Raw genomic sequence first — 23758 nt, 5'->3', positions numbered from 1 at the left:
ATCGAGCTGGACTCACGATTCCCGCCATGAACGTCCTGCTGGCATTCGCACTCACCGCGAGTCTCACGTCGCCGGTGCACCTGCCTCCGACTGCACCGTGCCCGGAGAACGTCCCCGCCGGCACCACCTGTTACGAGGGCCGGGACGCCAACGGCGCGTACTACACGATCGCCGTGCCGAAGAAGTGGAACAAGACTCTGGTCGTGCACTCGCACGGCGGACCCGACCTGGGCGAGCCCACGCCCGAGCGCACGCGTGACGACCTGAACCGCTGGGCCGTCATGGTCAAGGAGGGCTACGCGTGGGCAGGCACCTCCTACCGGCGCGGTGGCTACGGCACGCGGATGGCGGCAGAGGACACCGACAACCTGCGCAAGATGGTCAGCGCGATGCTGAAGCCGCACAAGGTCTACATCCACGGACAGTCGTGGGGCGGCAACGTCGCGGCCAAGACCATCGAGCTGTACAAGGGTTATGACGCGGCGCTGCTCACCAGCGGCGTCCTGGCCGGCGGCTCGCGCGGCTACGACTACCGCGTCGACCTGCGCGTGGTCTACCAGTACTACTGCGGCAACCACCCGCGGCCGTCCGAGGTGCAGTACCCGCTGTGGCAGGGCCTGCGCGCGGGCTCGACGATGACGACCGCCGGGCTGCGCAGCCGCATCGAGGAATGTCTCGGCGTCGCGGGCAGCCGCACGCCCGAGCAGCAGCAGAAGCTCAACGACATCCTCACGGTCACCAAGATTCCCGAGGAGACGCTGAACTCGCACCTGAACTTCGCGACGTTCACGTTCCGCGACATCGTGCACCTCCGGCCGGGCGACAGGAACCCGTTCAGCAACACCGGTGTCGTCTACAAGGGTTCGCACGACGACAAGGCGCTGAACGCCGGCGTCGAACGCTTCGCCGCGGACCCGGCGGCCCGCGCCGAGCTGGCGTACGACAGCGACCTGACCGGGAAGATCGACATTCCGGTGCTGTCCGTGCACGCGATCGGTGACCCGACAGCGTTCGTGGAGCACGAGTCGGCCTATCGCGACGTCGTGACGAAGGCCGGGCGCTGGTACAACCTCGTGCAGACCTTCACGACCGAGGCGACGCACTCCGCGTTCAGCGACTCCGAATACGCCGCGGCCATGCAGTCGCTGGCGGCGTGGGAGAAGCGCGGGCTGCGTTCGAACCCCTTCCTGATCGCGGCCTCTTGTCCCAGCCACGACCAGAAGTACGGCACGGGTTGCTTCTACGACCCTTGGTACCAGCCGAAGTCCTACGAGTCCCGGGTCGCACCCCGCACGTAACCCAGTGCTTGACCTCCAGTTTGGTCGAGGTACCAGGATCTCGACCATGACGCTCGCACAGGACACCACAGCCCAGGACACCGCCGACATCGAGGCGCTCGTCGCCACCGTTCAGCACGCCCAGCAGAACGAACTGCCGGAGGAGTTCATCGGACTCTTCCGGCAGGACGCGATCTGGACGACCGCGCACGGCAAGCGGTTGACCGGGCGGGACGAGATCGCCTCCTTCACGCGTCAGGTCCTGCCTGGCGCGGGGAAGGAGGCGCTCGCCGCCTACGAGGTGTCGCACGTGTTGTTCATCCGGCCCGACGTGGCCGCGGTGAAGATCCGACAGCGCCGGGTCACGCCTGATGGCGAGTACCTGGAGCTTGCCGAGGGTTCGCCGCTCTACGTCGTGTCCAAAGAGGACGACGGGTGGAGGATCGTGGCCGGGCAGAACACCATCGTGCTCTAACGGCCCTGCAGCGACTTCACCTTGTCGCCGAAGGTCCAGTTCTTCGAGCCGTCCCAGTTGATCGACCAGGTCATCAGGCCCTTGAGCTGACCACCGAAGCTGTTCCAGGCCTGCCCCACCAGCGAGGGGTTCATGTAGCCGCCACCCGCGCCCGGCTGGGCGGGGAGGCCGGGAACCTGCTTGTCGTAGGGAACCTTGATGGTGGTGCCCTGCACGACGAGGCCCTTGTTCAGGCACTGGGTCTGGGCCACGAAGCCCTGCACGGTCCCGGCTTGGTAGCTGTCGCCCGCGCAGCCGTACATGGAACCGTTGTAGTACTGCATGTTCAGCCACCAGAGGCGGCCGTTGTCCGCGTACTTCTTGACGATCGGCAGGTACGCGCCCCAGATGGAGCCGTACACGATGCTGCCGCCGGTCACGTAGGCGGTTTCCGGGGCCATGGTCAGCCCGAAGCCCGCGGGCATGGCGGCCAGCACGCCGTCGATGATGCGAATGAGGTTGGCCTGCGATGCCGACAACTGGTTGATGTTGCCGCTGCCGACCAGTCCGGTCTCGATGTCGATGTCAATGCCGTCGAAGTTGTACTTCTTCAGGATCGGCACAACGGTGGCGACAAACCGGTTGGCCACAGCAGTGGAACTCAGGTCGATGCCCGCCGCCGCGCCACCGATCGACAACAGAATCGTGGCGCCCGCCGCCTTCGCCGCACACATCTCGGCGGGCGTGGCGACCTTGACGCCGACGTCCATACCGTCCTCCCACAGCACCGTGCCGTCGGAGCGGATCACGGGAAACGCCGCGTTGAGCACGTTGTAGCCGTGCTGCTTGATGCGGCTGTCGGTGATCGGGGTCCAGCCGAACGGCGGGTGGACCCCGTTCGACGCGCCGTCCCAGTTCTCCCAGTACCCGTGCAGGACCTTGCCGGCTGGGCGGGGTTTGAGCGCACACGTGTCGGCCGCCTGTGCGGTGGACGGGACGAGCACCGTGCTCAAGAGTAGAAGCAGGGCTGTCAGTGCCCTCAGCAACAAACGGGCAGACATTCGCTCACCTTTCGTGTGCAGGCGGCGACCCTTTGTCATTGAAGCACGAAATGGTCCAGACCTCTACTGGCGGGCTGGCCAGGTTGGAGGGGCCGGACTTGGTCGTGGGAAGAGGAGGAGTCCCAGGGGGTTCAGGGCCTCGGTGTGGGGTGGTGCTTGGGGTTGGAAGCTCTCGGGTGTGGTGTGGCGACACGCTTGTCCGGGCGGGCAGGACCGGGCGGGGCAGGGCGGACCGGGCGGGGCAGGGCAGGCAGGACCCAGACGGGGGCGGCAAGGCCGAGGCGGTCGGGCAAGGCTGGACCGAGCGGGCAGGCCAGCGGCCGGGCGGAGCAGACCAGGGCAGGGCGCTGTTGGCCGCGGCGGTGCCAGCGACCCAGGGTGGACCTGGGCGAGGCTGACCAAAAAAGACCCGGAAGAGCGCGGGCCGGGTCGACCAGAGAGCCGGAACCGAGTTTGCCAAGCCGGGCCGGGCTGGGCTCGACGGGCTGGGCTCGACGGGCTGGGCTCGACGGGCTGGGCTCGACGGGCCGGGCTCGACGGGCCGGGCTCGACGGGCCGGGCTCGACGGGCCGGGCTCGACGGGCCGGGCTCGACGGGCCGGGCTCGACGGGCCGGGCTCGACGGGCCGGGAGGGCAAGCCAGGCGGGCAGGCCAGGCGGGCAGGCCGGGCGGACAGGCCGGGCGGACAGGCCGGGCAGGCAGGCTGGGTGGGCGCGGCAGGCTGGGCGGGCCAGGCCATGCCGTGGCAGGCCAAGCCGGGGCAGACAGGGCGAGGCGTGGCAGGGCGGGGCCGACTCGGCTGGCCAGGCGGAGCGGGCTGGGTAGGTGTTGTTGCCACCTGCGGGTGGTGTGGCCGCGGTGGGAGAGCGTTCATTGGCGCTCGCGCACTGCGGCCACACCGCTTTGCTTCCCCGCAAGGGCTGGTCTGCGTGGGTTTGGCTGGGGTCAGGCGGCTTTGAGGGACCAGAGGGTTTGTTCGGAGAGCTGCCACAGAGTGGCTGCTGCTTCTGGGTCTTGGGCGTAGGGGGCTACGCCTGAGAGGACGCCGCCGGTGTTGGGCAGGGCCTCGTTGCAGTCCTCGAAGTACTTGCCGGACAAGCCTTCCAGGAGCGGTGAGGTGGCCACTACGAGGGTTGTGGCGGCGCCTTGTTCTGGGGTTTTGACGCGGCGTTTGGTGGCGGCGCCGCTCAGGCGGATGCGTTCTTGGAGTTCGGCTTGGGTCAGGTGGCGTTGGAGGTTGGTGGCGATGCTGCCGGGCATCAGGGCGTTCATGGTGATGCCTTCGGAGGCCCAGCGGTGGCCTGCTTCGACGCCGAAGAGGATGTTGGCGGTTTTGGATTGGCCGTAGGCCTGCCAGCGGTCGTATTCGCGGCGCTGGTAGTGGAGGTCTTCGAACACTACTTCGCCCATGAGGTGGGCGGAGGAGCTCACGTTCACCACGCGGGCGCCCTCGGCGCGGAGTGAGTTGAAGAGGCCGGCGGTGAGGGTGAAGTGGCCGAAGTGGTTGGTGGCGAACTGGAGTTCCCAGCCCTCCGGGGTGCGCGTCAGCGGGGTGGCCATCACGCCGGCGTTGTTGATCAGGAGGTGTAGCGGGCCGTCCCAGTTGCGGGCGAAGGCTTTCACCGAGGGCTGGGAGGCCAGGTCCAGGTGGGCTACCGAGATGTTCTTGTTGCCGGTGGAGGCCATCAGGGACGACGCCACGCGTTGGCCGGCGTCGATGTCGCGGGCGGCGATGGTCACCTCGGCGCCGGCGGTGGCCAGGGCGCGGACGGTTTCCACGCCGATGCCCGAGGCGCCGCCGGTGACGATGGCGCGGCGGCCGGAGAGGTCGATGCCTTCTACTGCTTCGAGGGCGGTCGTGTTGAAGCCGAAGCCAGTGGTGATCATGCCTGCACCTTCAGTGTTTCCTCGGAGACCTTCCACAGCTGGGCAGCCGCTTCGGGGTCGATCGCGTAGGCAGCGAGGCCGTTGGACGCGCCGGGGGTGTTCGGCAGGGCCTCGTCGCAGTCTTCGAAGTAGAGGCCCGAACGGCCTTCGACCAGCGGCGACACGGCCAGCACCAGCGTGGTGGCCGCGCCCTGCTCCGGCGTCTTGAGCTGCAGCGGCTTGTCGCCGCCGCGGAGACGGATGCGTTCGGCCAGTTCCTCTGGCGTGATGTGGCGTTGCAGGGCCGTCAGGATGCCGCCGGGCATCAGGGCATTCATCGTGATGCCTTCGGAGGTCCAGCGCTTGCCCGCCTCGACGCCGAACAGGATGTTCGCGGTCTTGGACTGGCCGTACGCCTGCCAGCGGTCGTACTCGCGGCGCTCGAAGTGGATGTCGTCGAACACCACCGGGCTGGACAGGTGACCGGCCGAGCTGACGTTCACGACGCGCGCGCCCTCGGCGCGCAGCGAGTCGAACAGGCCCAGCGTCAGCGTGAAGTGACCGAAGTGGTTCGTGGCGAACTGGAGCTCCCAGCCCTCGGCCGTGCGGGTCAGCGGGGTGGCCATGACACCCGCGTTGTTGATCAGCAGGTGCAGCGGGCCGTCCCAGGAGCGGGCGAACTCCTTCACCGAGTCCTGCGAGGTCAGCTCCAACGGAGCGACGAGAACGTTCTTGTTGCCCGTGGCGGCGGACACCTCGGCGGCGACCTGCTCGCCCGCCTCGACGTTCCGCGCCGCGATGGTGACCTCGGCGCCCGCGGCGGCCAGTGCCCGCACGGTCTCGACGCCGATGCCGGACGCCCCACCGGTGACCACGGCGCGACGGCCCGAGAGGTCGACGCCCTCGACGACCTCGAGAGCGGTGCTCCCGAAACCGAACGGGGTGGTGATGCGCTCGCTCATCTCAAATCCCCAACCTGTGTCGTACACTGAAACGGAGGTTCCTCCGGTTCGAGTTCCACAGTAAACGGAGGATCCTCCGTTTGGCAAGTGGGATGACCGCAGTGCAAGTGACCCGGTGGAGTGAAGAAGTGCGTGCTGACGCTGTCCGCAACCGCGGGTTGCTCGTCGAGGTGGCGCTCGACGCGTTCACCCACGAGAAGGACGTGACGCTCGGCGCCATCGCCAAGAAGGCGGGCGTCGGGATCGGCACGCTGTACCGGCACTTCCCCACGCGTGAGGCGCTGATCGAGGCGGTCTACCGCACCGAGCTGGAGAAGCTCTGCGACGCGGCCCCCGAGCTGCTCGAGACCCACGGGCCCGAAGCGGCGCTGCGCGAGTGGATGGACCGCTTCATCGCCTACGCCGCCACGAAACGCGACCTCAAGGAGGCACTGCAGGCCGTGATCGCGGCGGGCATCAACCCGTTCGAGCACAGCCGCGCGAAGATGACCGAGGCGGTCGCCACCCTGCTCGCCCCGCTGGGCGCGCGGACGAAGCCGATGGACCTGATGGCGTTGCTGATCGGCGTCGCCCAGAACGGCGACCCGGATCAGGCGAAGCGGATGCTCGACCTGATCATGGACGGCGTCCTGCACGGCGCTGCTGCTCGAAGCGCTCCACCAGCGCCGGCACCTCGTTGAGCAGGAACGTGTAGAAGTCGCGCATGTAGGTGAGCCGGTCGTACGCGGGCCCGGACCCGACCGCGTCGACCCCTCGCTCGACCGCCGACAGGACGTCGTCGAGGATCGAGTGCTGGCGCGAGTACAGCGTGGTCCAGGCGTTGTCGCGCATCCGGAAGTGCTCGCGCCTGCTGCCGGCCACGAAACTCCGCTCGATCAGGCCCATCTGCGCGACCATCTTGATCGCGCCGGACACCGACCCCGCGCTCACACCCAGCTCGTCGGCAAGATCGCCCGCGGTCAGCGACTCCTTGTCAGCGAACAAGAACGCCGCGAGAGTGCGCGACGCCATCCGCTGCATCCCGGCGCCGACGAGCGCGAGCGCGAGGCTCTCGGCCGCATCCCTGCGTGCTGTCTCGCTCGTCACAATGTTCCTGTCTTCAGAAATTTCTGAACGTTCGCTAGCCTCAATCCTAGGGGGAAGGGGCTGGTCATGGCCACAGCACTCGTCGTCGGCGCCGGGATCGCGGGCCTCGCGACCGCACTCCGGCTGAGCCGCAGCACGTGGGAAGTCGTCATGCTCGACCACGGCACGCACCCGAATCCCGTGCCGCTCAAGGGCCCTGACCTGCACGCCGCGAAACGACTCGCCGCCCTGCCCTACCCGCTGCACTACGAGACCAGGCACAGCAAAGTCACCGCGCTGCACCCGGACCGGTTCGGCGTCACCGTCGCGTTCAACGACCACGACGACGAGTGGTTCGACATCGTCGTGTGCGCCCAACCGTGCTGCGAGGCCGAACGATTACCCGGCCTGCGTCTCGAATCCTGGTCCCGCGACCACGTGGCGCTGCTCTACCGCGCCGTCCGGGACACCGGCATCCCGCTGTGCGCGGCCGAGCTGCTCGCCGACGCGTTCGACATCCATCTCGACGACCACGACGCTTTCGCTTGGTGGGAAACCACTCTGAAGCCGCACACTGTTAGGCGGGCCTTTACCCGCGTTCGGTAAGCCTGCTGCTCATGACCACGTTACGGAGACGTACCTTCATCGTGGGCGGCCTCGCGGGAGCGAGCGCCGGAGTCCTCAGCCCCAGCACCGCCAGCGCCATCGGCTACCCCTTCACCCTCGGCGTGGCGTCCGGCGAACCCGCCGCGGACGGGTTCGTGATCTGGACCCGCCTCGCCCCCAACCCCCTCAACGGTGACGGTCTCGGCGGCATGCCGAACACCAACACCGCCGTCGAATGGCAGATCGCCACCGACGAACGCTTCACCGCCATCGTCCGCACCGGCACGTTCACGACCCAGCAGGCGAGCGCGCACTCCGTCCACGTCACCCTCACCGGCCTCGAACCCGGCCGCGAGCACTGGTACCGCTTCCGCACCGGCGGCCACATCTCCCCCGCCGGCCGCGCCCTCACCGCACCGGCCGTCGGCACCTCCCCAGAACTGAGCATGCTCTTCGCCTCGTGCTCGCACTTCGAGGAGGGCTACTTCACGGCCTACCGCCGGATGGCGGAGGAACACCCCGACCTGATCCTGCACCTCGGCGACTACATCTACGAAGGCGCCGCCACCACCACGAAGGTCCGCCAGTTCGCACCCGCCACCGAGATCAGCACGCTGGCCAACTACCGGGTCCGGCACGCCCAGTACAAGACCGACCCGGACCTTCAGGCCGCCCACGCCACCGCGCCCTGGCTCGTGGTCTGGGACGACCACGAGGTCGAGAACAACTACGCCAACCTGATCCGCAACGACACGAACCCGGCCGGTGACTTCAAGGCCCGCCGCGCGGCCGCCTACAAGGCCTACTACGAGCACATGCCGCTCAGAAGCGCCCAGGCCCCCACCGCGGAGAACATGTTGCTGCACCGCAGGGTTCGCTGGGGCAGCCTCGCCACGTTCCACATGCTCGACACCCGCCAGTACCGCAACGACCAGGCGTGCGGCGACGGCACGAAGGTCTGCCCGGCAGCCGACGACCCCGCGCGCACCCTCACCGGCACCTCGCAGGAGACGTGGCTGATCGACGGTCTCCGGCAGAAGCTCGGCACGTGGGACTTCCTGGGCCAGCAGGTGTTCTTCGCCCAACGGCTCGCCGCGGCGGACGGATCGAAGAGCATGGACGCGTGGGACGGCTACACCGCCAACCGCACGCGCCTGCAGAACGCCTGGGACACCAACGGCAACAAGGGCACGGTCGTGCTCACCGGCGACGTGCACCGCAGCTGGGCCGCGAACCTCATGCAGAGCTACCAGTCGCAGAACCGGATCATCGGCACCGAGCTCGTCACGACGTCGATCACGTCCGGCGGTGACGGCAACGCGGCCGACAACAGCCTCAACCCGACGCTGAACCCGCACGTCAAGTACTTCAAGAACCTGCGCGGGTACGTGAAGACCCGCACCACCTCCACCGAGATGCGGGTCGACTTCCGCGCCGTCGACAAGGTCACCGTCCGCGACTACCCGGTGAAGACCGTCGGCAGCTACGTCGTCGAGGCGAACAACCCCGGATTGCAGGCGCCGTGAAAACCCTTCTGATCGCGAGCCTCCTGCTGGCGCCCGCTCCCATGACGTGGTCCACGGTCAACACCGACTCGACCGGCGACCAGGACAACGCGTCCGTCTCGGCCACCCGCAACGGCTACACGGCCGTCGTGTGGGAGGACGACCGCGACACCGCCACCCCCGAGGACCCGATCCACTCCGACGTCTGGATCCGGCTCTACAAAGAAGGAACGTCGCTCTACGAGAAGAAGCTGAGCACCGGCGGCACCGGGAACTGGCGCCACTGGCAACCGGACGTGTCGCTGCACGAGGACGGCAGCGCGGTCGTCGTGTGGTCGGAAGACCCGGACGGCAACGGTTTCTACAACATCGCGGTCCGTTCGGTCAGCGTCGCGGGCACCGTCTCTGGCTCCGGCACGGCCAACGCGAGCGCGGACGGCCAGCAGTACTTCCCCAGCGTCGCGGCGGATCCGGACACCGGTGGCTTCGCGGTGACGTGGGAGGACAAGCAGGGCACGAACCCGCCCACCGTGCGGGTGAGCGGGTTCGCGTCGATCAGCTCCAAGACCTACGAGGCCCAGGTCAACAACGCCGGCGGCACCCACGCGAAGCCGCAGGCGGCGATGGGCGCGGCAGGCAACGCGATCGTGGTGTGGGAGGCGGACGCGAACATCGCCCGCAAGATCCTCACCCCGTCCGGCGGCGTGAAGCAGGCGCAGACCACGACGGGGCAGGGAAAGCGCCCCGCCGTGGCGGCCAACTTCAACGGCGACTTCGCGGTCGCGTGGGAGCAGTCCGGGGTGAAGTCGCAGTCCTTCACCGCCGCGGGTGCCGCCCGCGGCAACGCCGCGAGCACCACCGGCAGCGACCCGCAGATCGGCATCGACGACCAGCTCGGTGTCGCGGTGACCACGGCGGAGACGCAGGACGTCCACACCAGCGTCTACAACCCCGACGGCACCACCACCGGCAGGCCGCCGAGGCAGCTCACGGTCTCGAACGCCACCGGCAGGCAGGACGAGCCCGCCGTGGGCGTCGATCCGTGGGGCCGCGTCACCGTCGTCTACACGGATGACAACGACGGCAACGGGTTCGACCAGATCTACCTGGGCACGGGTCTGAGCACCCAGGCCTGGTGATTCACCCCAGGTGATCTACCCCAAGTGATCTACCTCTGATCCACGGGCCTGCGTCGCTGGTGGACGTCCAGCAGCGACGCGGGCTTCCAGAAGCCGTGCACGTCGTAGGTGTCGGTGCCGGGCGGCACGATCTCGTCGATCCGGTCCAGCACGTCGTCGGTCAGCACCAGCGAAGCGCCCTCCAGCAACGACTCCAGCTGCTCCATCGTGCGCGGCCCGGTGATCGCGGAGGTCACCGCCGGATGCGTCGTCGTGAACGCGATCGCGAGCGCCGGCAGCGACACCCCCATCTCGTCGGCGAGCTTCGCGAACGCCTCCACAGCTTCGAACTTCGCCGCGTTGCCCGGCAGCGACTCGTCGAACCGCTCCGGGCTCAGCGTCGCCCGGAACGCCTCGGCCGACGCGCCACGCCGGTGCTTGCCCGACAGGAACCCGCTGGCCAGCGGACTCCACACCAGCACGCCCATGCCGAGCCGCTGACAGGTCGGCAGCACCGACCGCTCGATCCCGCGCGCCAGCATCGAGTACGGCGGCTGCTCGGTCCGGAACCGCATCAGCCCGCGGTTCGCCGACACGTGGTGCGCCTCGACGATCTCCTCCGCCGGGAACGTCGAGCATCCGAACGCGCGGATCTTCCCGTCCCGCACCAGGTCCGTGAGCGCCGAGAGCGTCTCCTCGACGTCGGTCCGGTAGTCCGGCCGGTGCACCTGGTAGAGGTCGATCCAGTCCGTGCCGAGCCTGCGCAGGCTGGCTTCGACGGCGTTCACGATGTAGCGGCGCGAGTTGCCGCTGCGGTTGCGGCCCTCCCCCAGCGGGAAGTGGAACTTCGTGGCCAGCACGACGTCGTCCCTGCGGTCCTTCAGTGCTTTGCCGACGATCTCCTCCGACTCCCCCGCCGAGTACATGTCGGCGGTGTCGACGAAGTTGATGCCGGCGTCGAGAGCGCGGTGGATGATCCGCACGCCCTCGTCGTGGTCCTTGTTGGCGACATCGCCGAACATCATGGCGCCGAGGCAGTGGTGACTGACCTCGATGCCGGTTCCCCCAAGTACGCGATAACGCATCGTCATGAGCGAAAACCTACGAACTGGAGTCGTCTCCAGGTCAAGCACCGAGCTTCCAACTTATGCTCACCGTCATGCAGTTGAGCATCGGACAGGTCGCCGAACGCACCGGGCTGAGCGTGCACGCGCTGCGGTTCTACGAGAAGGAAGGCATCCTCGCCCACCAGGTCCACAGAGGACCGGGCGGCCGCCGGGTGTACACGCAGCAGGACATCGACTGGCTGCGCATGTGCATCATGCTGAGGATGTCCGGAATGCCGGTGCCCGAGATCCGCCGCTACACCGAGCTGGTGCGCGAGGGCGACGGCAACGAGCTGCAGCGCCTGGACATCCTCAAGGAGCACCAGGAACGCGTCCGGCAGCAGATGGTCCAGCTGCAGGAATGCATGGACCTCATCACCCGCAAGGTCGGCATCTACCAGGACTACGTCAATTCGATCGCCTCGAAGGCGGTCGGCCAATAGGCTCGGGCCCATGCCCGTCGTGCTCTCGCTGAACGTCGCCCACAGGACGGTTCCGGTCGACTACGCCCAGAAGGGCATCACCGGTATCGACAAGCGCCCCGTCGACCACCCGCTGGAGGTCGTCGCGCCCGGCCCGAAGGGCAGCGCGGGCAGCGGCGTCCAGGGAGACGCGATCGGCGACCCCGACCACCACGGCGGCGACTACCAGGCCGTGTACGGCTACGCCCGCGAGGACCTCGACTTCTGGCAGGCCGAGCTGGGAGTCGACCTCCACAACGGCCAGTTCGGCGAGAACCTGACCACGCAGGGCATCGACCAGACACACGCCCTGATCGGCGAGCGGTGGCGGGTCGGCACCGCGTTGCTGGAGGTCACCGGGCCGCGCGTGCCGTGCCGGACGTTCGCCGGCCATCTCGAACAACACGGCCTGGGGCAGCGCGGCTGGGTGAAGCGGTTCACGCAGGTCAAGCGGCCCGGTGCGTACTTCCGCGTGCTGGAGGCCGGGCTGATCGCGCCCGGCGACGAGATCACCGTCGTGCACCGGCCGGACCACGACGTCACGGTCGAGATGTCCTTCCGGGCCGTGCTCACCGAGGCCGACCTCCTGCCCCGCCTGCTGGAGGCGGGAGATTCGCTGCCGCCGGAGATCATCGAACTGGTGCACAAGCGCACCGTCGTCGAGCTCGATTCCTAAAGAGCTGGAAAACGCCTGACCCAGCGCTTTTGCCACGGCGTTTCGACCGCGCGCTTGTGGTAATTCGCGCGCGTCCACGCCACGGCTTCGTCCGCCGGAACACCAGCCAGTACGGCCAGGCACGAAATGACGGTTCCGGTGCGGCCGACGCCGCCGCTGCACGCCACCTCGACGTGTTCACCGGACAGCGCGCGGGCGTGCAAGGACCGGATCAACCTGATCGCGGCGTCATGATCACGCGGCAGACGGAAGTCCGGCCAGTCGATCCAGTCGTGCGACCACGGCACGTCAACAGGCCGTGGCTGCAGGTACACCCCGTATTGCGGATGCGGCTCCACGATCTTGCCGTCCCGCAGGCCGCGGCCTGTGATCACGGCTCCGTCGGGCAGCTCAACGGTCTTCAAGAACAGTTCCCCCAAACGGTCGCATTGCGCGAACAGCGTGAAATTCTGTCATGTGTGCTTCACCGAATTCCACCATTCGTACTACGCTCGCGAACCTGCTGACTGGCGAGTCAATCATGTTCGACAGGTGGTGACCGGTGCGACGAGGCGCCAGGGATGACAAGCGGTTCACCGGCCTGACGATCCTCGCCGCCGCGACCGGTTTCGTGCTCTTCCTACCGCCTCTGCTCACCGCCGCGAACGACGGGGGCACCGTCGCGGGCGTGCCGGCGGTGGCGGCCTACCTCTTCGGCGCGTGGCTCGCCGTCATCGCGCTGGTCGCGCTGGTCGTCCGCCGGTCCGGCTGATCCGCCGTGCTCACCACGTGGTTCGTCATCGGTGTGTCCGTCACCTACCTCGGCGTGCTGTTCGCGATCGCGTTCTACGGCGACCGCCGCGCCGACGCGGGCCGCAGCATCGTCGGCCGCGGCACGATCTACGCGCTCTCCCTTGCCGTCTACGCGACGTCGTGGACCTACTACGGCAGCGTCGGGCGGGCCGCGTCGACCGGCGTCGGCTTCCTGTCGATCTACCTCGGGCCGACGATCATGCTCGCGCTCGGGTGGCTGGTGCTGCGCCGGATCATCCACATCAGCCACCGCCACCGCATCACGAGCCTCGCCGACTTCGTGTCCGCCCGCTACGGCAAGAGCGTGCGGCTGGGCGGCCTCGTGGCGGCGATCGCGGTGATCGGGGTCGTGCCGTACATCGCCCTGCAGCTCAAGGCGGTCTCCAACACGTTCGAGATCATCCGCCGCGCCCCCGAGGTCACGGAGTCGTCCGCACTGGGCCAGGTGCCGCTGCTGGAGGACACCGCGCTGTACGTGGCGCTGTTGCTGGCGGGCTTCACCATCCTCTTCGGCACCAGGCATCTCGACGCGACCGAACGCCACGAGGGCATGGTCACCGCCATCGCGTTCGAGTCGGTGGTGAAGCTGGTGGCGTTCGTCGCGGCCGGCATCACCGTGACCTGGGGCCTCTACAGCGGTTTCGGCGACCTCTTCGGTCAGGCCGCCGCGGCCGGCCACACCGCGTTGTTCACCCTCGGCGACTCGACCGGGACGTGGGTGTGGCTGAACGTGTTGTCGCTCTTCGCGATCGTGCTGCTGCCGCGGCAGTGGCAGGTGGGCGTGGTCGAGAACGTCGACGAGCGGCACGTCAAGCAGGCCATGTGGATGACGCCGCTGTACATGCTGCTGATCAGCGTGTTCGTGCTGCCGATCGCGGCGGCGGGCCTGCTGCGGTTCGGCACCGGGACCGACGCGGACACCTTCGTGCTGACCGTGCCGATGGCGGCGGGCCTGGACTCGTTGGCACTGCTGGTGTTCGTCGGCGGACTCAGCGCGGCGACCGGCATGATCATCGTCGAGACGGTGGCTTTGTCGACCATGGTGTCGAACTCGATCGTCGTGCCGATGCTGCTCCGGCGCGGCTACCGCGGCAGGCTGGCGCGGCTCATCCTGGGCACCCGCCGCCTCTCGATCGTCGCGATCCTGTTGCTCGGCTACGGGTACTTCCGCCTCGCCGGCGAAAGCGCCGCGCTGGTGTCCATGGGACTGGTGTCGTTCGCGGCGGTCGCGCAGTTCGCCCCGGCGATCATCGGCGGCCTGTACTGGAAGGGCGGCACCCGCAACGGCGTCATGACGGGCCTCGCCGGTGGATTCGCGGTGTGGACGTACACGTTGCTGCTGCCCAACTTCGCGGCCACGGGCTGGGTTCCGCGCGGGTTCCTCGACCACGGACCGTTCGGCATCGAGGCACTGCGCCCCGAACACCTGCTCGGCATCACCGGCATGGACAACATCAGCCACGGCATGTTCTGGAGCATGCTCGTCAACGTCGGCTGCTACGTCGTGGTCTCGTTGCTCGGCCGCCCACAGGCCCGCGAACAGGCGCAAGCCGTGCTGTTCGTCGACGCCCTGGACGACCCGTCACGGCCGCGCTTGTGGCGCAGCCGGGTGCCGGTGCGGGCGCTGCACGACGTGCTCGTCCGCTCGATGGGCCACCGCGCTGCGGCGAAAGCGCTCGAGGGCGTGGACCTCGCGGTGAAGTCCGGCCAGGACGCTGACCCGGACCTCGTGCACCACGTGGAAACCGTGCTGGCCGGCGCGGTCGGTGCCGCGTCCGCGCGGATGATGCTCACCTCCGTCGCCGGCGAGGAACAGCTCGGCGTCGAGGAGGTCATGGAGATGCTCGACGAAGCCTCCCAGGTCGCCGCCCTCGAAGAACGCCACCGGCTGGCGCGCGAACTGCACGACTCGGTCTCCCAGGCGCTGTTCTCGATGACCCTGCACACCCGCGCCGTCGAACTGGCGCTGCAGAAGCAGGGCGGCGACCCCACCGGCCCGGTCGCCCGCGGCATCACCGAACTGCGCGGCCTGACCCAGGACGCACTGGCGGAGATGCGCGCCTCGCTGTTCCAGCTCCGCCCCGACGCGTTGCGCGAGGACGGCCTGGCCGAGGCGATCCGCAAGCAGTCGGCCGCGATCGCCTCCCGCGAAGGCGTCGCCATCTCGGTGGAGGCCCCCGGCTACCGGCTCCCGCTCGACGACCGCACGGAGGAAGAACTGTTCCGCGTCGTCCAGGAGGCCGTGCACAACGCGATCAAGCACGCCCGGCCGGGTCGCATCGACATCACGCTCCTGGACGACAGCGTCGATCTCCCTGGGGCAGTGGTCATCGAGGTGACCGACGACGGCACGGGCTTCGACCCGGCTACGGTCTCGTCGGGCGGCATGGGCCTGACGAGCATGCGGGAGCGGATGAGACGAATCGGTGGCGGCCTCGTCATCGACAGCACCCCGGCGGGTTCCACGACGGTCCGCGCGGTGCTGCCCCCGGCAACGGCAGGAGAGGCGCGGTGACGGCAAGGTGAGTGCACGGTGACTCCGATCCGGGTGTTCCTCGTCGACGACCACGCGGTGGTGCGCCGCGGCATGCGCGCGTTCTTCGAGATGCTGGACGACATCGAGGTCGTGGGCGAGGCGGGCGACGGCCAGGCCGCCCTCGACGACCTCGCGGCCCGCGCCACCGCGGACGACCTCCCCGACGTCGTGCTGATGGACCTGCTGATGCCCCGCCTCGACGGAATCGGCGCCACGAAGGCGATCAAGCAGCTCTACCCCGAGGTCGAGGTGGTCGCGCTGACGTCGTTCTCCGAAGCCGAACGCGTCCACGTCGCACTGGAAGCCGGTGCCGCCGGATACCTGCTGAAGGACGCCGAGGCCGACCAGGTGGGTGCGGCGGTGCGGGCGGCGATGCGCGGTCAGGTCCACCTCGATCCGGCCGTCGCCCGAACCCTGACCCGGTCCTTGGTCGCACCCCAGCGCACCGCTACCGCCCTCACCCCGCGAGAGCGCGAGATCCTGGTGCTGGTGGCGCAGGGCAAGTCGAATCGCGACATCGCCGAGACGCTGGTGATCTCCGAACGGACCGCGCGCACCCACGTCTCCAACGTGCTCAACAAGCTCGGCCTCGCCTCGCGGACCCAGGCAGCGTTGTGGGCGGTGCGCGAAGGATTGGTGACCGGGCAATGACCGCGGATCGCACGGAAACGCTTGCGGCACAACTGGCCGAGCTGCGCGCCCTCGACCTGACGGGCCTGCCGCCCAGCACACCGGTGACCGAGGCCGAGCTGACAGACCTCGAACACGCTCTTGGCGTCGCCTTGCCCACCACGTACCGGAACTTCCTTCTCCGGGTGGGCACCGGGCCGGGGCCCTACTACGGGTTGCACCGGGTGGCCGACCTCCACGTCAACGCCAAGGACCGCGGCGACACCGCCGGGTTGTTCCCGCTCACCCCTGCCGACTTCGAGGAGCACTTCGTCACGGCCAGGGCCAGGTCGATCGAGATGGACTTCGACGCGCCCGGCTGCCTGGAGATCGGCCACCAGGGGTGCAGCGACACCACCGTGCTGATCCTCACCGGAGAGCTGGCCGGCACGGTGTGCGATCAGTGGGAGAACCAGTGGGCCCCCGCCCGCACGCCGCTCGGCTCCACGAACGCACTCGAGCTCGGCCTGACGCCGACGCTCGACGAGTGGTACGGCGCCTGGCTCACCGGCCGGCTGGCGGCGCTACAGAAATAACAGCACCACCAACGGCGGGATGCCTTCTGCCGCAACGCCTCCCCACGCCTGGTTGCGCGGCCTGCTCATCGACAACTGGTCGGCGACGGCGAGCACCACGCTGCTCAGCACCATGAACCAGGACACGTAGATCACCAGCGTGCGCCCGACCAGCTCGTGTCCTGAGTGCACGGCGACGAGTCCGGCGATCAGGCCGCACGCCAGGAAGAGGTTGTAGAAGCCGACCCCGAACGCCCACAGCCGGATCGCCGGCACGTCCTCCGCGGGTTGCCGGAACACGCTGTAGTGGACGCGATGGATCAGGAACGCCTCCCACACCCACACGACGAGGTGCACCAGGGCCGCGACGGCCGCCGCGACCTGGGCCACGACGCTCACAGCGTCACCCCGTGACGGGGCAAAGCCTCCAGGCCGTTCGACGACAGGTCGCGGAAGAAGGCGCTCATCGCGTCGCCCGCCGCGAACGCCAGGAACTGGACGGACGGGGTGTGCACGGTGAACGTGTGCGAGGCGTTGGGCGGGATGGCGATCGCGTCGCCCGGCGAGAGGTCGTGGAGTTCGCCGTCGAGCAGCACGGCCATGCGTCCGTGCAGCACGTAATAGGCCTTGGGCCACGGCGTGCGGTGCGGGGGTGCGGCTTCGCCCCTGGGTGCGTCCACCTCGAACACCTCGTAGGCGCCGTCGGTGTGCTTGCCCGAGATGCGGACGGTGATCTTCGCGTCGGGCGCGGTCAGTTCCTCGCCCTCGCCTGCTGTGGTCATCATGCGGCCAGCGTCCACGCCGGGCGGACGCGGGGACATCCCGGAAAACTGGGATGCCCGGACCTCCCGATGTCGGCGCATACTGCCAACCATGTGGGAGGGTCGGGCGCTCGGCGTGCGACGCGACGTCACAGCACTCGCGGCGGCGGGACTTGACGTCGCGGAGTTGCACGCGGCGGCCATCGCGCTGGTGGACCAGGTGGTGCCCTGCGAGCTCACCTGCTGGGCGTCGATGGACCCGGACTCTGGCGCGATCAGCTCGATGACCAGTGGCGACAACCGCATCCCACCGCAGTACGAGCCGTTGCTCGCGACCTGCGAGTACACCCCGGGCGAGCCGCACACGTTCGCGGAGCTGGCGCAGCGCGGGGACACCGTGGCGCGGCTGGAGGACAAGCGGTCCACACGGCTCAACGAGATCTGGCGACCGCTGGGACTCAGTCACGAGATGCGGTCGCTGTTCCGCGCCGACGACACGTGCTGGGGCGCGGCGGGCATGGTGCGCACCAAGGACTTCAGCGAACGCGAGGCGGAGTTCATGGCGTCGGTGGCGCCCGCGCTGGGCGCCGCCACCCAGGTCGCGGCGCGCACGGCCGCGAAGAGGCCCGGTACGCCCGCGATCGTCGTGGTGGCCGGGGACGGCACCATCCGCGCCACCACCGCCTCGGCCGCGCGGTGGCGGGACGAACTGGAGGAGGTCGCGCCGGGACGGTTCGCGGTGATGCTGCGCGCGGCCGCGGCGGGAGCGCGGACGGGGACGTTCAAGGCGAGGGTCCGCGACGCGCACGGCGGCTGGATCCTGCTGGAGGCCAGCGAACTGGTGTCCGACGACGACGTCGAGACCGCGGTGACGATCAGCCGCGCCTCCGGAGCCGAGTTGATCGGGTTGCTGCTCAAGGCGTACGGGGTGACCGCACGTGAGCAGGACATCTGCCACGAGGTGCTCGCCGGGCAGCCGACGGCGGAGATCGCGGCACGGCTCGGCATCTCCCCGTACACCGTGCAGGACCATCTCAAATCGCTCTTCGCGAAGTTCACCGTCCGCAGCCGCGCGGAACTGGTCGCGAAGCTCAGCTGACGGGACTTTCGGGGGATCGTTAAGGGACCTTCGCTCTGCCAGCATGACCGCCATGTACTCCGACCGCGCCCTCGTCATCGGCGCCGGCTTCGCGGGACTGCTGGCCGCCAGGGTGTTGTCCGAGTCGTACGGGGACGTGGTCCTGGTCGAACGCGACCAGATCGCGGTCGACGCGGTGACCAAGGCGAACTCCGGCTACCGGGCCGGCGTCCCGCAGGCTCACCACCCGCACGCGCTGCTGGCGCGAGGGGCCGACGTGCTGGAAACGCTCTTCCCCCGGCTCGGCACGGAACTGGAGGACGCGGGCGCGGTCCGCGCGGATCTCGGCAGCGACTTCCTCAGCCGCGCGCCGGCAGGATGGGCGCCGCGCGACCACATCGGCCTCAGCGTCCTGTCGATGACGCGCGTGACGATCGAGCGGATCATCCGGCGCCGGGTGCTGAAGCTGCCGAACGTGTCCCTTGTGGACGGTGTCACGATCGACGGGCTGCTGCACGACCGCGGCACGGTCACCGGAGTCCAGGGCCGCCGGGACGGCGAGCCGTTCGCCGACTACGCGGACCTCGTGGTCGACGCGTCGGGACGCAACAGCAAGCTGGTGTCGTGGCTCGCCGAGCACGGCGTGCACTGCCCCGCGCCGGTGATCGTCAACGGCCACCTCGCCTACACCTCACGCCTCTACGAGGTGAACCACGACCTGAAGCTCGACTGGAAGACCGCCTACGAGATCACCTACGCACCCACCACCAAGCGCGGCGGCGCGGTCTCCTCCGTGGACGGCGGTCTGTGGTTCGTGACGCTGTTCGGCGCGGGCGGCGACGTGGCCCCGACCGACGAGGACGGCTTCCTCTCCTACGCCACGACGCTGGAGTGCCAGGACATCGCGGAGATCATCAAAACAGCCACCCCGGCCTCGAAGATCTACCGCGTCGGCAACCTGCGCAGCCGCTGGAACCGTTTCCACAAGGTGCCGGACTGGCCCCGCGGCCTGCTCGCACTCGGCGACTCCGTGGTCTCGCTCAACCCCGTCTACGGACACGGCATGACGCTCGCCGCCCTGAACGCCGCGACGTTGCAGACCCTCCTCCAGCGACACGACCTGGCCAAGGAACCGCTCACCTTCCAACGCGCGATCGCCAGGACCGCGCAGATCCCGTGGACGTCCGCGACGACCACCGACCTGGGCTGGGGAACCAAGAAGCTCCCGCCGAGCACGCGGTTGACGCAGTGGTACGCCCGGCATCTGTTCAAGGTGATCCCCGGCAACCGGCAGGTCTACCGGTCGTTCATCCGGGTCTCCCAGATGGTCGACCACCCGGCGGCGCTGTTCCGCCCCGCGGTGCTGTGGCGGGTGCTCCTGGGACGGGCCCTCAGCGGTTGGCGCCGTCGGGCCAGACAACGGTGACCGGCACACCCCGGGACCGCGCGTAGGCGACGACGTCGGCGGTCCCACCGGGACCACGCCCAGGCCGGCCGTCCCACACCGCGAGCAGCGAGTCGGACTCGTCGATCATCCGCTTCCCCGCCTCCATGTAGGCGTGCGAGTCAGGCGTGACGTACGGCAGCTGCACGACCTTGCCGGCACGAGCGAGCAGCCGGTCGAAAACGGGCCGGTAGTCCTCTGGCAACGCCTCGCGGTAGTGCGCGGCGGGCAACACCGCGACGAGCGAACCGCCCGCGTCCAGCACGGCCTGCGCGAACACGGCGTCGGCACCATCGGCCAAACACGACACACCCACCACGGTGCCGTCCTGAGCACCGTTCTCCGCCACCACGGCACGGATCATCTGGTCGACCTCTGCCTCGAGTTCGGCGGAGAGACCGCGATGTCCGGTGATGGCGAGCTGGGTCGTCATCTGTGCAGGATAAGCGGCTACCGCGGCATCATGTCCGCGGATCGGCCCACCCGTGCCGCAGCAAACACCCCGACCGTTCGCCCAGGTCCATCTCACGCGGCCAGGCAGAAGTCCGAAGGCGCGAGGTGCGCCCGCATCGAGCGCAGAGCCGAGTGGACGCGCGACTTCACCGTTCCGACCGGGATGCCCAGCACGGCGGACACCTCGTCCGGGCTGCGGCCGTGCAGGTACATGTGCACGACGACCTCTCGCCGGCCAGGGGTCAGCTTCGCCATCGCCTCGGTGAGCGTGATCGAGTCGACGATCCGCGAAATCTCGCAGCGGGCGGCCGGAAGGTGGGCGAGAGCGCCGTCGCCGGCCTCCTTCGGGCGGCGGTTGCGGTGCCGGACGTGGTCGACGACCAGGTTGCGCGCGACCGTCACGAGCCACGGTCTCGCCGCTTCCGGGCGGCGCGCGAGACGCGGGGTGCGCCAGGCGCGCAGGAACGTCTCCTGCAGGATGTCCTCGGCCAGCTGCGCGTCGCCGTTCGTGAGCGTGCGCACGTACTTGTGCACCGAACGGCCGTGCATCTCGTAGATGTCCGCGAGAACCCGGCTGTCCAGCGTTCCGGTGTCCAGAGTTCCGGTGTCCAGCGTTCCCGTGTCCGGTGTTCCCGCGTCGATGCTCACGATGGTCATGCCACAGAACTGTGCTCCGCGCCACACCCGTCCGAATCGGTCGGCCGACCGAACCTGCCCGCGTAGTTGCGGAACCCCTGACCAGGACCGAAGTCCGGCCCCACCTACGTCATCCGTCGCGCTCCTCGTGTGCCGCGAGCAACGCGCTCACCAACAGATCCGAGCAGCCGTCCTTCGCGAGGAACGCATAAGCCCCGGCAGCGATCGCGCTGTCCGCACACGCGTTGTCCAGACTCATTGCCACCACGGGAATCCCGTGCAGCTCGGCGAAGACCTTGAGCAGCGACAGGCCTTCCCGTTCCGTCGGCATCAGAACGTCGACGATCGCCACGCCTGGCGTGGTCTCCGCGGCGAGCCGCACGGCGGACTCGACACCGCCCGCCTCTCCGACGACCTCGAACTCCTGATGTGCCCCCAGAAACGTGCGCATGGCGCTGCGCACCCGCGGATCGTCGTCGACGATCAGCACGCGGATGGGCCCTCGCCCGTCGTTCACCATCAACGGGCCTCCTACAACCACGACGTCACCGAGAAGTACACGCCCCGGTGACGTCGTGGGTGGAGCGGCGAATGACTGCTCTCACCCGAGACGTTTGTCGCGGTTCTGTTCCACCACGGACAGGTAGTGGGTGTTCGTCATGACCCCGAGGATGTTGCCGAACGGATCGATCACCGACGCCGTCACGAACCCCTCACCCCGCACCCGCGGCTCGTCGTGCACCTGAGCACCCAGCTCCAGCAACCTGGCCAGCGTCGCGTCGAGGTCGTCCACCGCCCAGTACAGGATCTGTCCCGCGGGCTTCTCCGACGGCGTGGCCTCGAAGCGGCGGTTCACCAGCCCGAGCTCGGCCTGGTAGTCGCCGATCCGGAACTCGACGTACGCGAGCATCCCGTCCGGGGTGCTCCGCTCGAAGTAGGCGTCAACCCCGAGGAACGACGCGTACCAGGCGCGAGCCTGCTCCAGGTCGTCGGCGTAGTAGGACACGGTCGACATGCCTCGCAACATCGTGACTCCCAAATTTCTCGGTCGGTGTGATTTCAGCTTGGGCCGTAAAGTGCTCATCCAGTGAGCACTTTTGCCGGAAACCTGGAGACATGCGCGCAGACCGACTGGTCGCCACGTTGTTGCTGATGCAGGCCCGCGGCCGGGTGACCGCCGCTGAGCTGGCAGAAGAGCTGGAAGTGTCCCTGGCCACCGCCCGCCGCGACCTGGAGGCGTTGTCCTCGGCAGGGGTGCCCGTCTACCCCCAACCGGGCCGGGGCGGCGGCTGGTCGCTCATCGGCGGCGCCCGGACCGACCTCAGCGGCCTGACCTCGGCCGAGGCGCAGGCGCTGTTCCTGATCGCCGGCCCTGCCGCCTCCGTGGCACCGGAAATCAAGTCAGCACTGAGAAAACTCGTCAAGGCACTGCCGCAGACCTTCCGCGCCGAGGCACAGGCCGCGGCCGGGTCGACGATCGTCGACACCGCGGCGTGGGGCGAGGACACCAAGGACCGGCCCGTGCTGGTGTCCCTGCTGCAGGAGGCGGTGGTGAAGCAGGTCCAGGTCCGCCTGACCTACCAGAAACGAGGCGAGGCACCGAAAGGCCGCACCGTCGACCCGTGGGGACTCGTCGACAAGGACGGCACCTGGTACTTCGTCGCCGGCACGCGTGACGGCCAGCGCACGTTCCGGATCGACCGCATCATGGGCGCCACGCTGACCGGCGCACCCGCTTCCCGGCCGGCCGATTTCGAGCTGACCGGGGCCTGGGACCAGGTCGTCACGATGATGGAGGAACGCCGCTCGGAGACCGCCGCCGTGATCCTGGTGCCCGAGCGGTTCCTGAAGGTCTTCCAGCACCAGCACGGCCGTCACTGCACGGTGCTGGACACCGACGGCGACCACGCCAGAGTCGAGCTGACCGCCCCACGCCCGCTCGACATCGCCCGCAACGTCGCGGGCTGGGGCAGCCTCATCACCGTCGAGTCGCCCCAGGAAGTGCGCGAACACCTCGCGAGCATCGGCGCCGAGTTGGTCAGCCGATACCGGCGTGCTTCTCCAGCCGGTCCAGCCGAGACATGATCATCTCCAGGATCTTCGCCGCGTCCGGGGTCGCCGCCTGCTGCTTCTTGAGGTGCACGATCCCGGCGAGCGCGGTCTGCACGGCCCGGCGCGTGCCCTTGAGATCCGCCCCCAGCGACCGCAGTACCTCACCACCCGCGCCGTCCGGTTCCGCTACCAGCCCGAGCAGCAGGTGTTCGCAGCCCACGTAGTTGTGCCCCAGCGCCATCGCCTCGACCACGGCCAGCTCCAGCGCGTTCACCGCGTCCTGGGTGAACCCGGCCCCGGAAACCTCCGATGACGGGAACCGCAGCGCCCGCGGATCGATGTCGATCGCCCGCAACACGTCCAGGGCCAGGTTGCCGGCCTCGTCGACGAGGGCCCGCCCCAGCTCCGCGGTGGTCACGACGGGCGATTCGGCGGCCAGCCTGATCACCGTGCGCAGCCGCTCGGTGAGCTGGGAACCCCGTTCACCGTCGAGGTCGGCAGGAGTCAGCCCGCGAACGGACGTGATCCGTTTCACGGAGACCTCCAACGCGCGCTGACAGATCGCCGAGATCGGGATGTTGAGCTCTTTGACGGTTTCCGCCAGGTCGTCGGGCAGGTACACGTTGACTTTAGGCATAACCCCATATGTACCCCCATATAGGGTT

Annotated in this window: 28 protein-coding genes; 15 read left to right on the top strand and 13 right to left on the bottom strand. The window is 68.8% G+C overall.

The genetic code is table 11. The features are described 5' to 3' along the window. Positions 1-1298 (top strand): alpha/beta hydrolase family protein (locus tag SK803_RS42920; protein ID WP_319971985.1); only part of this gene is annotated, 1298 nt, incomplete at its 5' end. A gap of 46 nt (positions 1299-1344) precedes the next feature. After that, entirely contained in the window at positions 1345-1752 is a 408-nt protein-coding gene (locus tag SK803_RS42915; protein ID WP_319971984.1) for an SgcJ/EcaC family oxidoreductase, read from the top strand. On the opposite strand, the gene SK803_RS42910 is transcribed toward SK803_RS42915, so the two are convergent. The 3 genes from SK803_RS42910 to SK803_RS42900 all read right to left on the bottom strand — a co-directional run bounded on the left by SK803_RS42910 (position 1749) and on the right by SK803_RS42900 (position 5620). Continuing rightward, complete coding sequence (locus SK803_RS42910) at positions 1749-2792, bottom strand: chitinase (protein ID WP_319971983.1); 1044 nt, start codon at positions 2790-2792, stop codon at positions 1749-1751. The genes SK803_RS42915 and SK803_RS42910 overlap by 4 nt on opposite strands. Positions 2793-3737: 945 nt before the next feature. Further along, on the bottom strand, positions 3738-4679 hold the full coding sequence (locus SK803_RS42905) for an SDR family NAD(P)-dependent oxidoreductase (RefSeq protein ID WP_319971982.1): 942 nt from the start codon (positions 4677-4679) through the stop codon (positions 3738-3740). Continuing rightward, on the bottom strand, positions 4676-5620 hold the full coding sequence (locus SK803_RS42900) for an SDR family NAD(P)-dependent oxidoreductase (protein WP_319971981.1): 945 nt from the start codon (positions 5618-5620) through the stop codon (positions 4676-4678). The genes SK803_RS42905 and SK803_RS42900 overlap by 4 nt, the downstream gene beginning before the upstream one ends. Before the next feature lie 128 nt (positions 5621-5748). On the opposite strand from SK803_RS42900, the gene SK803_RS42895 reads away from it, so the two are divergent. After that, entirely contained in the window at positions 5749-6300 is a 552-nt protein-coding gene (locus SK803_RS42895) for a TetR/AcrR family transcriptional regulator (RefSeq protein ID WP_319971980.1), read from the top strand. On the opposite strand, the gene SK803_RS42890 is transcribed toward SK803_RS42895, so the two are convergent. Then, complete coding sequence (locus SK803_RS42890; protein WP_319971979.1) at positions 6236-6706, bottom strand: GbsR/MarR family transcriptional regulator; 471 nt, start codon at positions 6704-6706, stop codon at positions 6236-6238. The two genes, SK803_RS42895 and SK803_RS42890, sit on opposite strands and share 65 nt — an antisense overlap. Positions 6707-6772: 66 nt before the next feature. Here SK803_RS42890 and SK803_RS42885 point away from each other — a divergent pair, with 66 nt between their 5' ends. From SK803_RS42885 to SK803_RS42875, 3 genes are read left to right on the top strand one after another with little or no spacing between them, the layout of a single operon-like run. Further along, complete coding sequence (locus SK803_RS42885) at positions 6773-7291, top strand: FAD-dependent oxidoreductase (RefSeq protein WP_319971978.1); 519 nt, start codon at positions 6773-6775, stop codon at positions 7289-7291. 11 nt (positions 7292-7302) lie between these two features. Next, positions 7303-8817, top strand: coding sequence for an alkaline phosphatase D family protein (locus SK803_RS42880; protein WP_319971977.1), 1515 nt, complete (start codon positions 7303-7305; stop codon positions 8815-8817). Further along, the gene (locus SK803_RS42875; RefSeq protein ID WP_319971976.1) at positions 8814-9935 is read left to right on the top strand and encodes a hypothetical protein; all 1122 of its coding nucleotides are present in this window, start codon (positions 8814-8816) and stop codon (positions 9933-9935) included. Before SK803_RS42880 ends, SK803_RS42875 begins: the two co-directional genes overlap by 4 nt. Before the next feature lie 29 nt (positions 9936-9964). Here SK803_RS42875 and SK803_RS42870 read toward each other — a convergent pair whose 3' ends face one another. Further along, on the bottom strand, positions 9965-10999 hold the full coding sequence (locus SK803_RS42870; RefSeq protein ID WP_319971988.1) for an aldo/keto reductase: 1035 nt from the start codon (positions 10997-10999) through the stop codon (positions 9965-9967). Between the two features lie 74 nt (positions 11000-11073). On the opposite strand from SK803_RS42870, the gene SK803_RS42865 reads away from it, so the two are divergent. Next, positions 11074-11463: a MerR family transcriptional regulator gene (locus SK803_RS42865; protein WP_319971975.1), complete on the top strand. Its 390-nt coding sequence runs from the start codon at positions 11074-11076 to the stop codon at positions 11461-11463. A 10-nt stretch (positions 11464-11473) separates the two neighbouring features. Then, positions 11474-12157 (top strand): MOSC domain-containing protein, encoded by a 684-nt coding sequence (locus SK803_RS42860; RefSeq protein ID WP_319971974.1) that lies wholly within the window; start codon positions 11474-11476, stop codon positions 12155-12157. Here SK803_RS42860 and SK803_RS42855 read toward each other — a convergent pair. Further along, positions 12154-12567 carry a protein-tyrosine phosphatase family protein gene (locus tag SK803_RS42855; RefSeq protein ID WP_319971987.1) on the bottom strand — a complete coding sequence of 138 codons (414 nt, stop codon included), beginning with the start codon at positions 12565-12567 and terminating at the stop codon, positions 12154-12156. The two genes, SK803_RS42860 and SK803_RS42855, sit on opposite strands and share 4 nt — an antisense overlap. A 131-nt stretch (positions 12568-12698) precedes the next feature. Between SK803_RS42855 and SK803_RS42850 the strand changes: the two genes are divergently transcribed. Genes SK803_RS42850 through SK803_RS42835 form a run of 4 tightly spaced genes read left to right on the top strand, consistent with a single transcriptional unit; the run spans position 12699 to position 16690 of the window. After that, a complete protein-coding gene (locus SK803_RS42850) occupies positions 12699-12908 on the top strand; it encodes a hypothetical protein (protein WP_319971973.1) in 210 nt (69 codons plus the stop codon). A gap of 6 nt (positions 12909-12914) precedes the next feature. Beyond that, positions 12915-15464 carry a histidine kinase gene (locus SK803_RS42845; protein ID WP_319971972.1) on the top strand — a complete coding sequence of 850 codons (2550 nt, stop codon included), beginning with the start codon at positions 12915-12917 and terminating at the stop codon, positions 15462-15464. 18 nt (positions 15465-15482) lie between these two features. Next, positions 15483-16136 carry a response regulator transcription factor gene (locus tag SK803_RS42840; RefSeq protein ID WP_319971971.1) on the top strand — a complete coding sequence of 218 codons (654 nt, stop codon included), beginning with the start codon at positions 15483-15485 and terminating at the stop codon, positions 16134-16136. Further along, positions 16133-16690 carry an SMI1/KNR4 family protein gene (locus tag SK803_RS42835; RefSeq protein ID WP_319971970.1) on the top strand — a complete coding sequence of 186 codons (558 nt, stop codon included), beginning with the start codon at positions 16133-16135 and terminating at the stop codon, positions 16688-16690. The genes SK803_RS42840 and SK803_RS42835 overlap by 4 nt, the downstream gene beginning before the upstream one ends. On the opposite strand, the gene SK803_RS42830 is transcribed toward SK803_RS42835, so the two are convergent. Both SK803_RS42830 and SK803_RS42825 read right to left on the bottom strand, forming a co-directional pair. Continuing rightward, complete coding sequence (locus tag SK803_RS42830; RefSeq protein WP_319971969.1) at positions 16679-17068, bottom strand: DUF1304 family protein; 390 nt, start codon at positions 17066-17068, stop codon at positions 16679-16681. The two genes, SK803_RS42835 and SK803_RS42830, sit on opposite strands and share 12 nt — an antisense overlap. Next, positions 17065-17454, bottom strand: a complete 390-nt coding sequence (locus SK803_RS42825) for a cupin domain-containing protein (protein ID WP_319971968.1) — start codon at positions 17452-17454, stop codon at positions 17065-17067. Before SK803_RS42825 ends, SK803_RS42830 begins: the two co-directional genes overlap by 4 nt. A gap of 88 nt (positions 17455-17542) precedes the next feature. On the opposite strand from SK803_RS42825, the gene SK803_RS42820 reads away from it, so the two are divergent. Further along, complete coding sequence (locus tag SK803_RS42820; protein ID WP_319971967.1) at positions 17543-18529, top strand: helix-turn-helix transcriptional regulator; 987 nt, start codon at positions 17543-17545, stop codon at positions 18527-18529. Between the two features lie 43 nt (positions 18530-18572). Next, entirely contained in the window at positions 18573-19934 is a 1362-nt protein-coding gene (locus SK803_RS42815) for an FAD-dependent oxidoreductase (RefSeq protein WP_319971966.1), read from the top strand. Here the strand turns inward: SK803_RS42815 and SK803_RS42810 are convergent. The 4 genes from SK803_RS42810 to SK803_RS42795 form a co-directional block, all read right to left on the bottom strand. Next, a complete protein-coding gene (locus SK803_RS42810; RefSeq protein ID WP_319971965.1) occupies positions 19900-20385 on the bottom strand; it encodes a hypothetical protein in 486 nt (161 codons plus the stop codon). The genes SK803_RS42815 and SK803_RS42810 overlap by 35 nt on opposite strands. Positions 20386-20477: 92 nt before the next feature. Continuing rightward, positions 20478-21062: a sigma-70 family RNA polymerase sigma factor gene (locus SK803_RS42805; protein ID WP_319971964.1), complete on the bottom strand. Its 585-nt coding sequence runs from the start codon at positions 21060-21062 to the stop codon at positions 20478-20480. 109 nt (positions 21063-21171) lie between these two features. After that, the gene (locus SK803_RS42800) at positions 21172-21561 is read right to left on the bottom strand and encodes a response regulator (protein ID WP_319971963.1); all 390 of its coding nucleotides are present in this window, start codon (positions 21559-21561) and stop codon (positions 21172-21174) included. 81 nt (positions 21562-21642) lie between these two features. Further along, on the bottom strand, positions 21643-22056 hold the full coding sequence (locus tag SK803_RS42795; RefSeq protein WP_319971962.1) for a VOC family protein: 414 nt from the start codon (positions 22054-22056) through the stop codon (positions 21643-21645). A 101-nt stretch (positions 22057-22157) separates the two neighbouring features. Between SK803_RS42795 and SK803_RS42790 the strand changes: the two genes are divergently transcribed. Continuing rightward, complete coding sequence (locus tag SK803_RS42790; protein WP_319971961.1) at positions 22158-23126, top strand: helix-turn-helix transcriptional regulator; 969 nt, start codon at positions 22158-22160, stop codon at positions 23124-23126. Here the strand turns inward: SK803_RS42790 and SK803_RS42785 are convergent. Next, on the bottom strand, positions 23080-23730 hold the full coding sequence (locus SK803_RS42785; RefSeq protein WP_319971960.1) for a Clp protease N-terminal domain-containing protein: 651 nt from the start codon (positions 23728-23730) through the stop codon (positions 23080-23082). The two genes, SK803_RS42790 and SK803_RS42785, sit on opposite strands and share 47 nt — an antisense overlap. Positions 23731-23758 lie beyond the last annotated feature (28 nt).

Origin of the sequence: Lentzea miocenica (assembly GCF_033949945.1) — a bacterium.
GTDB lineage: Bacteria > Actinomycetota > Actinomycetes > Mycobacteriales > Pseudonocardiaceae > Lentzea > Lentzea miocenica.
Note: the sequence above shows the minus strand (reverse complement) of the source record. Positions and strands in the feature narration are given on the sequence as shown.

Excerpts from the sequence above, each read along its gene's own strand:
- SK803_RS42915 (WP_319971984.1), top strand. The coding sequence starts at position 1,345 with ATGACGCTCGCACAGGACACCACAGCCCAGGACACCGCCGACATCGAG.
- SK803_RS42910 (WP_319971983.1), bottom strand. The coding sequence starts at position 2,792 with ATGTCTGCCCGTTTGTTGCTGAGGGCACTGACAGCCCTGCTTCTACTC.
- SK803_RS42905 (WP_319971982.1), bottom strand. The coding sequence starts at position 4,679 with ATGATCACCACTGGCTTCGGCTTCAACACGACCGCCCTCGAAGCAGTA.
- SK803_RS42900 (WP_319971981.1), bottom strand. The coding sequence starts at position 5,620 with ATGAGCGAGCGCATCACCACCCCGTTCGGTTTCGGGAGCACCGCTCTC.
- SK803_RS42885 (WP_319971978.1), top strand. The coding sequence starts at position 6,773 with ATGGCCACAGCACTCGTCGTCGGCGCCGGGATCGCGGGCCTCGCGACC.
- SK803_RS42880 (WP_319971977.1), top strand. The coding sequence starts at position 7,303 with ATGACCACGTTACGGAGACGTACCTTCATCGTGGGCGGCCTCGCGGGA.
- SK803_RS42870 (WP_319971988.1), bottom strand. The coding sequence starts at position 10,999 with ATGCGTTATCGCGTACTTGGGGGAACCGGCATCGAGGTCAGTCACCAC.
- SK803_RS42865 (WP_319971975.1), top strand. The coding sequence starts at position 11,074 with ATGCAGTTGAGCATCGGACAGGTCGCCGAACGCACCGGGCTGAGCGTG.
- SK803_RS42860 (WP_319971974.1), top strand. The coding sequence starts at position 11,474 with ATGCCCGTCGTGCTCTCGCTGAACGTCGCCCACAGGACGGTTCCGGTC.
- SK803_RS42835 (WP_319971970.1), top strand. The coding sequence starts at position 16,133 with ATGACCGCGGATCGCACGGAAACGCTTGCGGCACAACTGGCCGAGCTG.
- SK803_RS42825 (WP_319971968.1), bottom strand. The coding sequence starts at position 17,454 with ATGATGACCACAGCAGGCGAGGGCGAGGAACTGACCGCGCCCGACGCG.
- SK803_RS42820 (WP_319971967.1), top strand. The coding sequence starts at position 17,543 with ATGTGGGAGGGTCGGGCGCTCGGCGTGCGACGCGACGTCACAGCACTC.
- SK803_RS42815 (WP_319971966.1), top strand. The coding sequence starts at position 18,573 with ATGACCGCCATGTACTCCGACCGCGCCCTCGTCATCGGCGCCGGCTTC.
- SK803_RS42810 (WP_319971965.1), bottom strand. The coding sequence starts at position 20,385 with ATGACGACCCAGCTCGCCATCACCGGACATCGCGGTCTCTCCGCCGAA.
- SK803_RS42805 (WP_319971964.1), bottom strand. The coding sequence starts at position 21,062 with ATGACCATCGTGAGCATCGACGCGGGAACACCGGACACGGGAACGCTG.
- SK803_RS42800 (WP_319971963.1), bottom strand. The coding sequence starts at position 21,561 with ATGGTGAACGACGGGCGAGGGCCCATCCGCGTGCTGATCGTCGACGAC.
- SK803_RS42795 (WP_319971962.1), bottom strand. The coding sequence starts at position 22,056 with ATGTCGACCGTGTCCTACTACGCCGACGACCTGGAGCAGGCTCGCGCC.
- SK803_RS42790 (WP_319971961.1), top strand. The coding sequence starts at position 22,158 with ATGCGCGCAGACCGACTGGTCGCCACGTTGTTGCTGATGCAGGCCCGC.
- SK803_RS42785 (WP_319971960.1), bottom strand. The coding sequence starts at position 23,730 with ATGCCTAAAGTCAACGTGTACCTGCCCGACGACCTGGCGGAAACCGTC.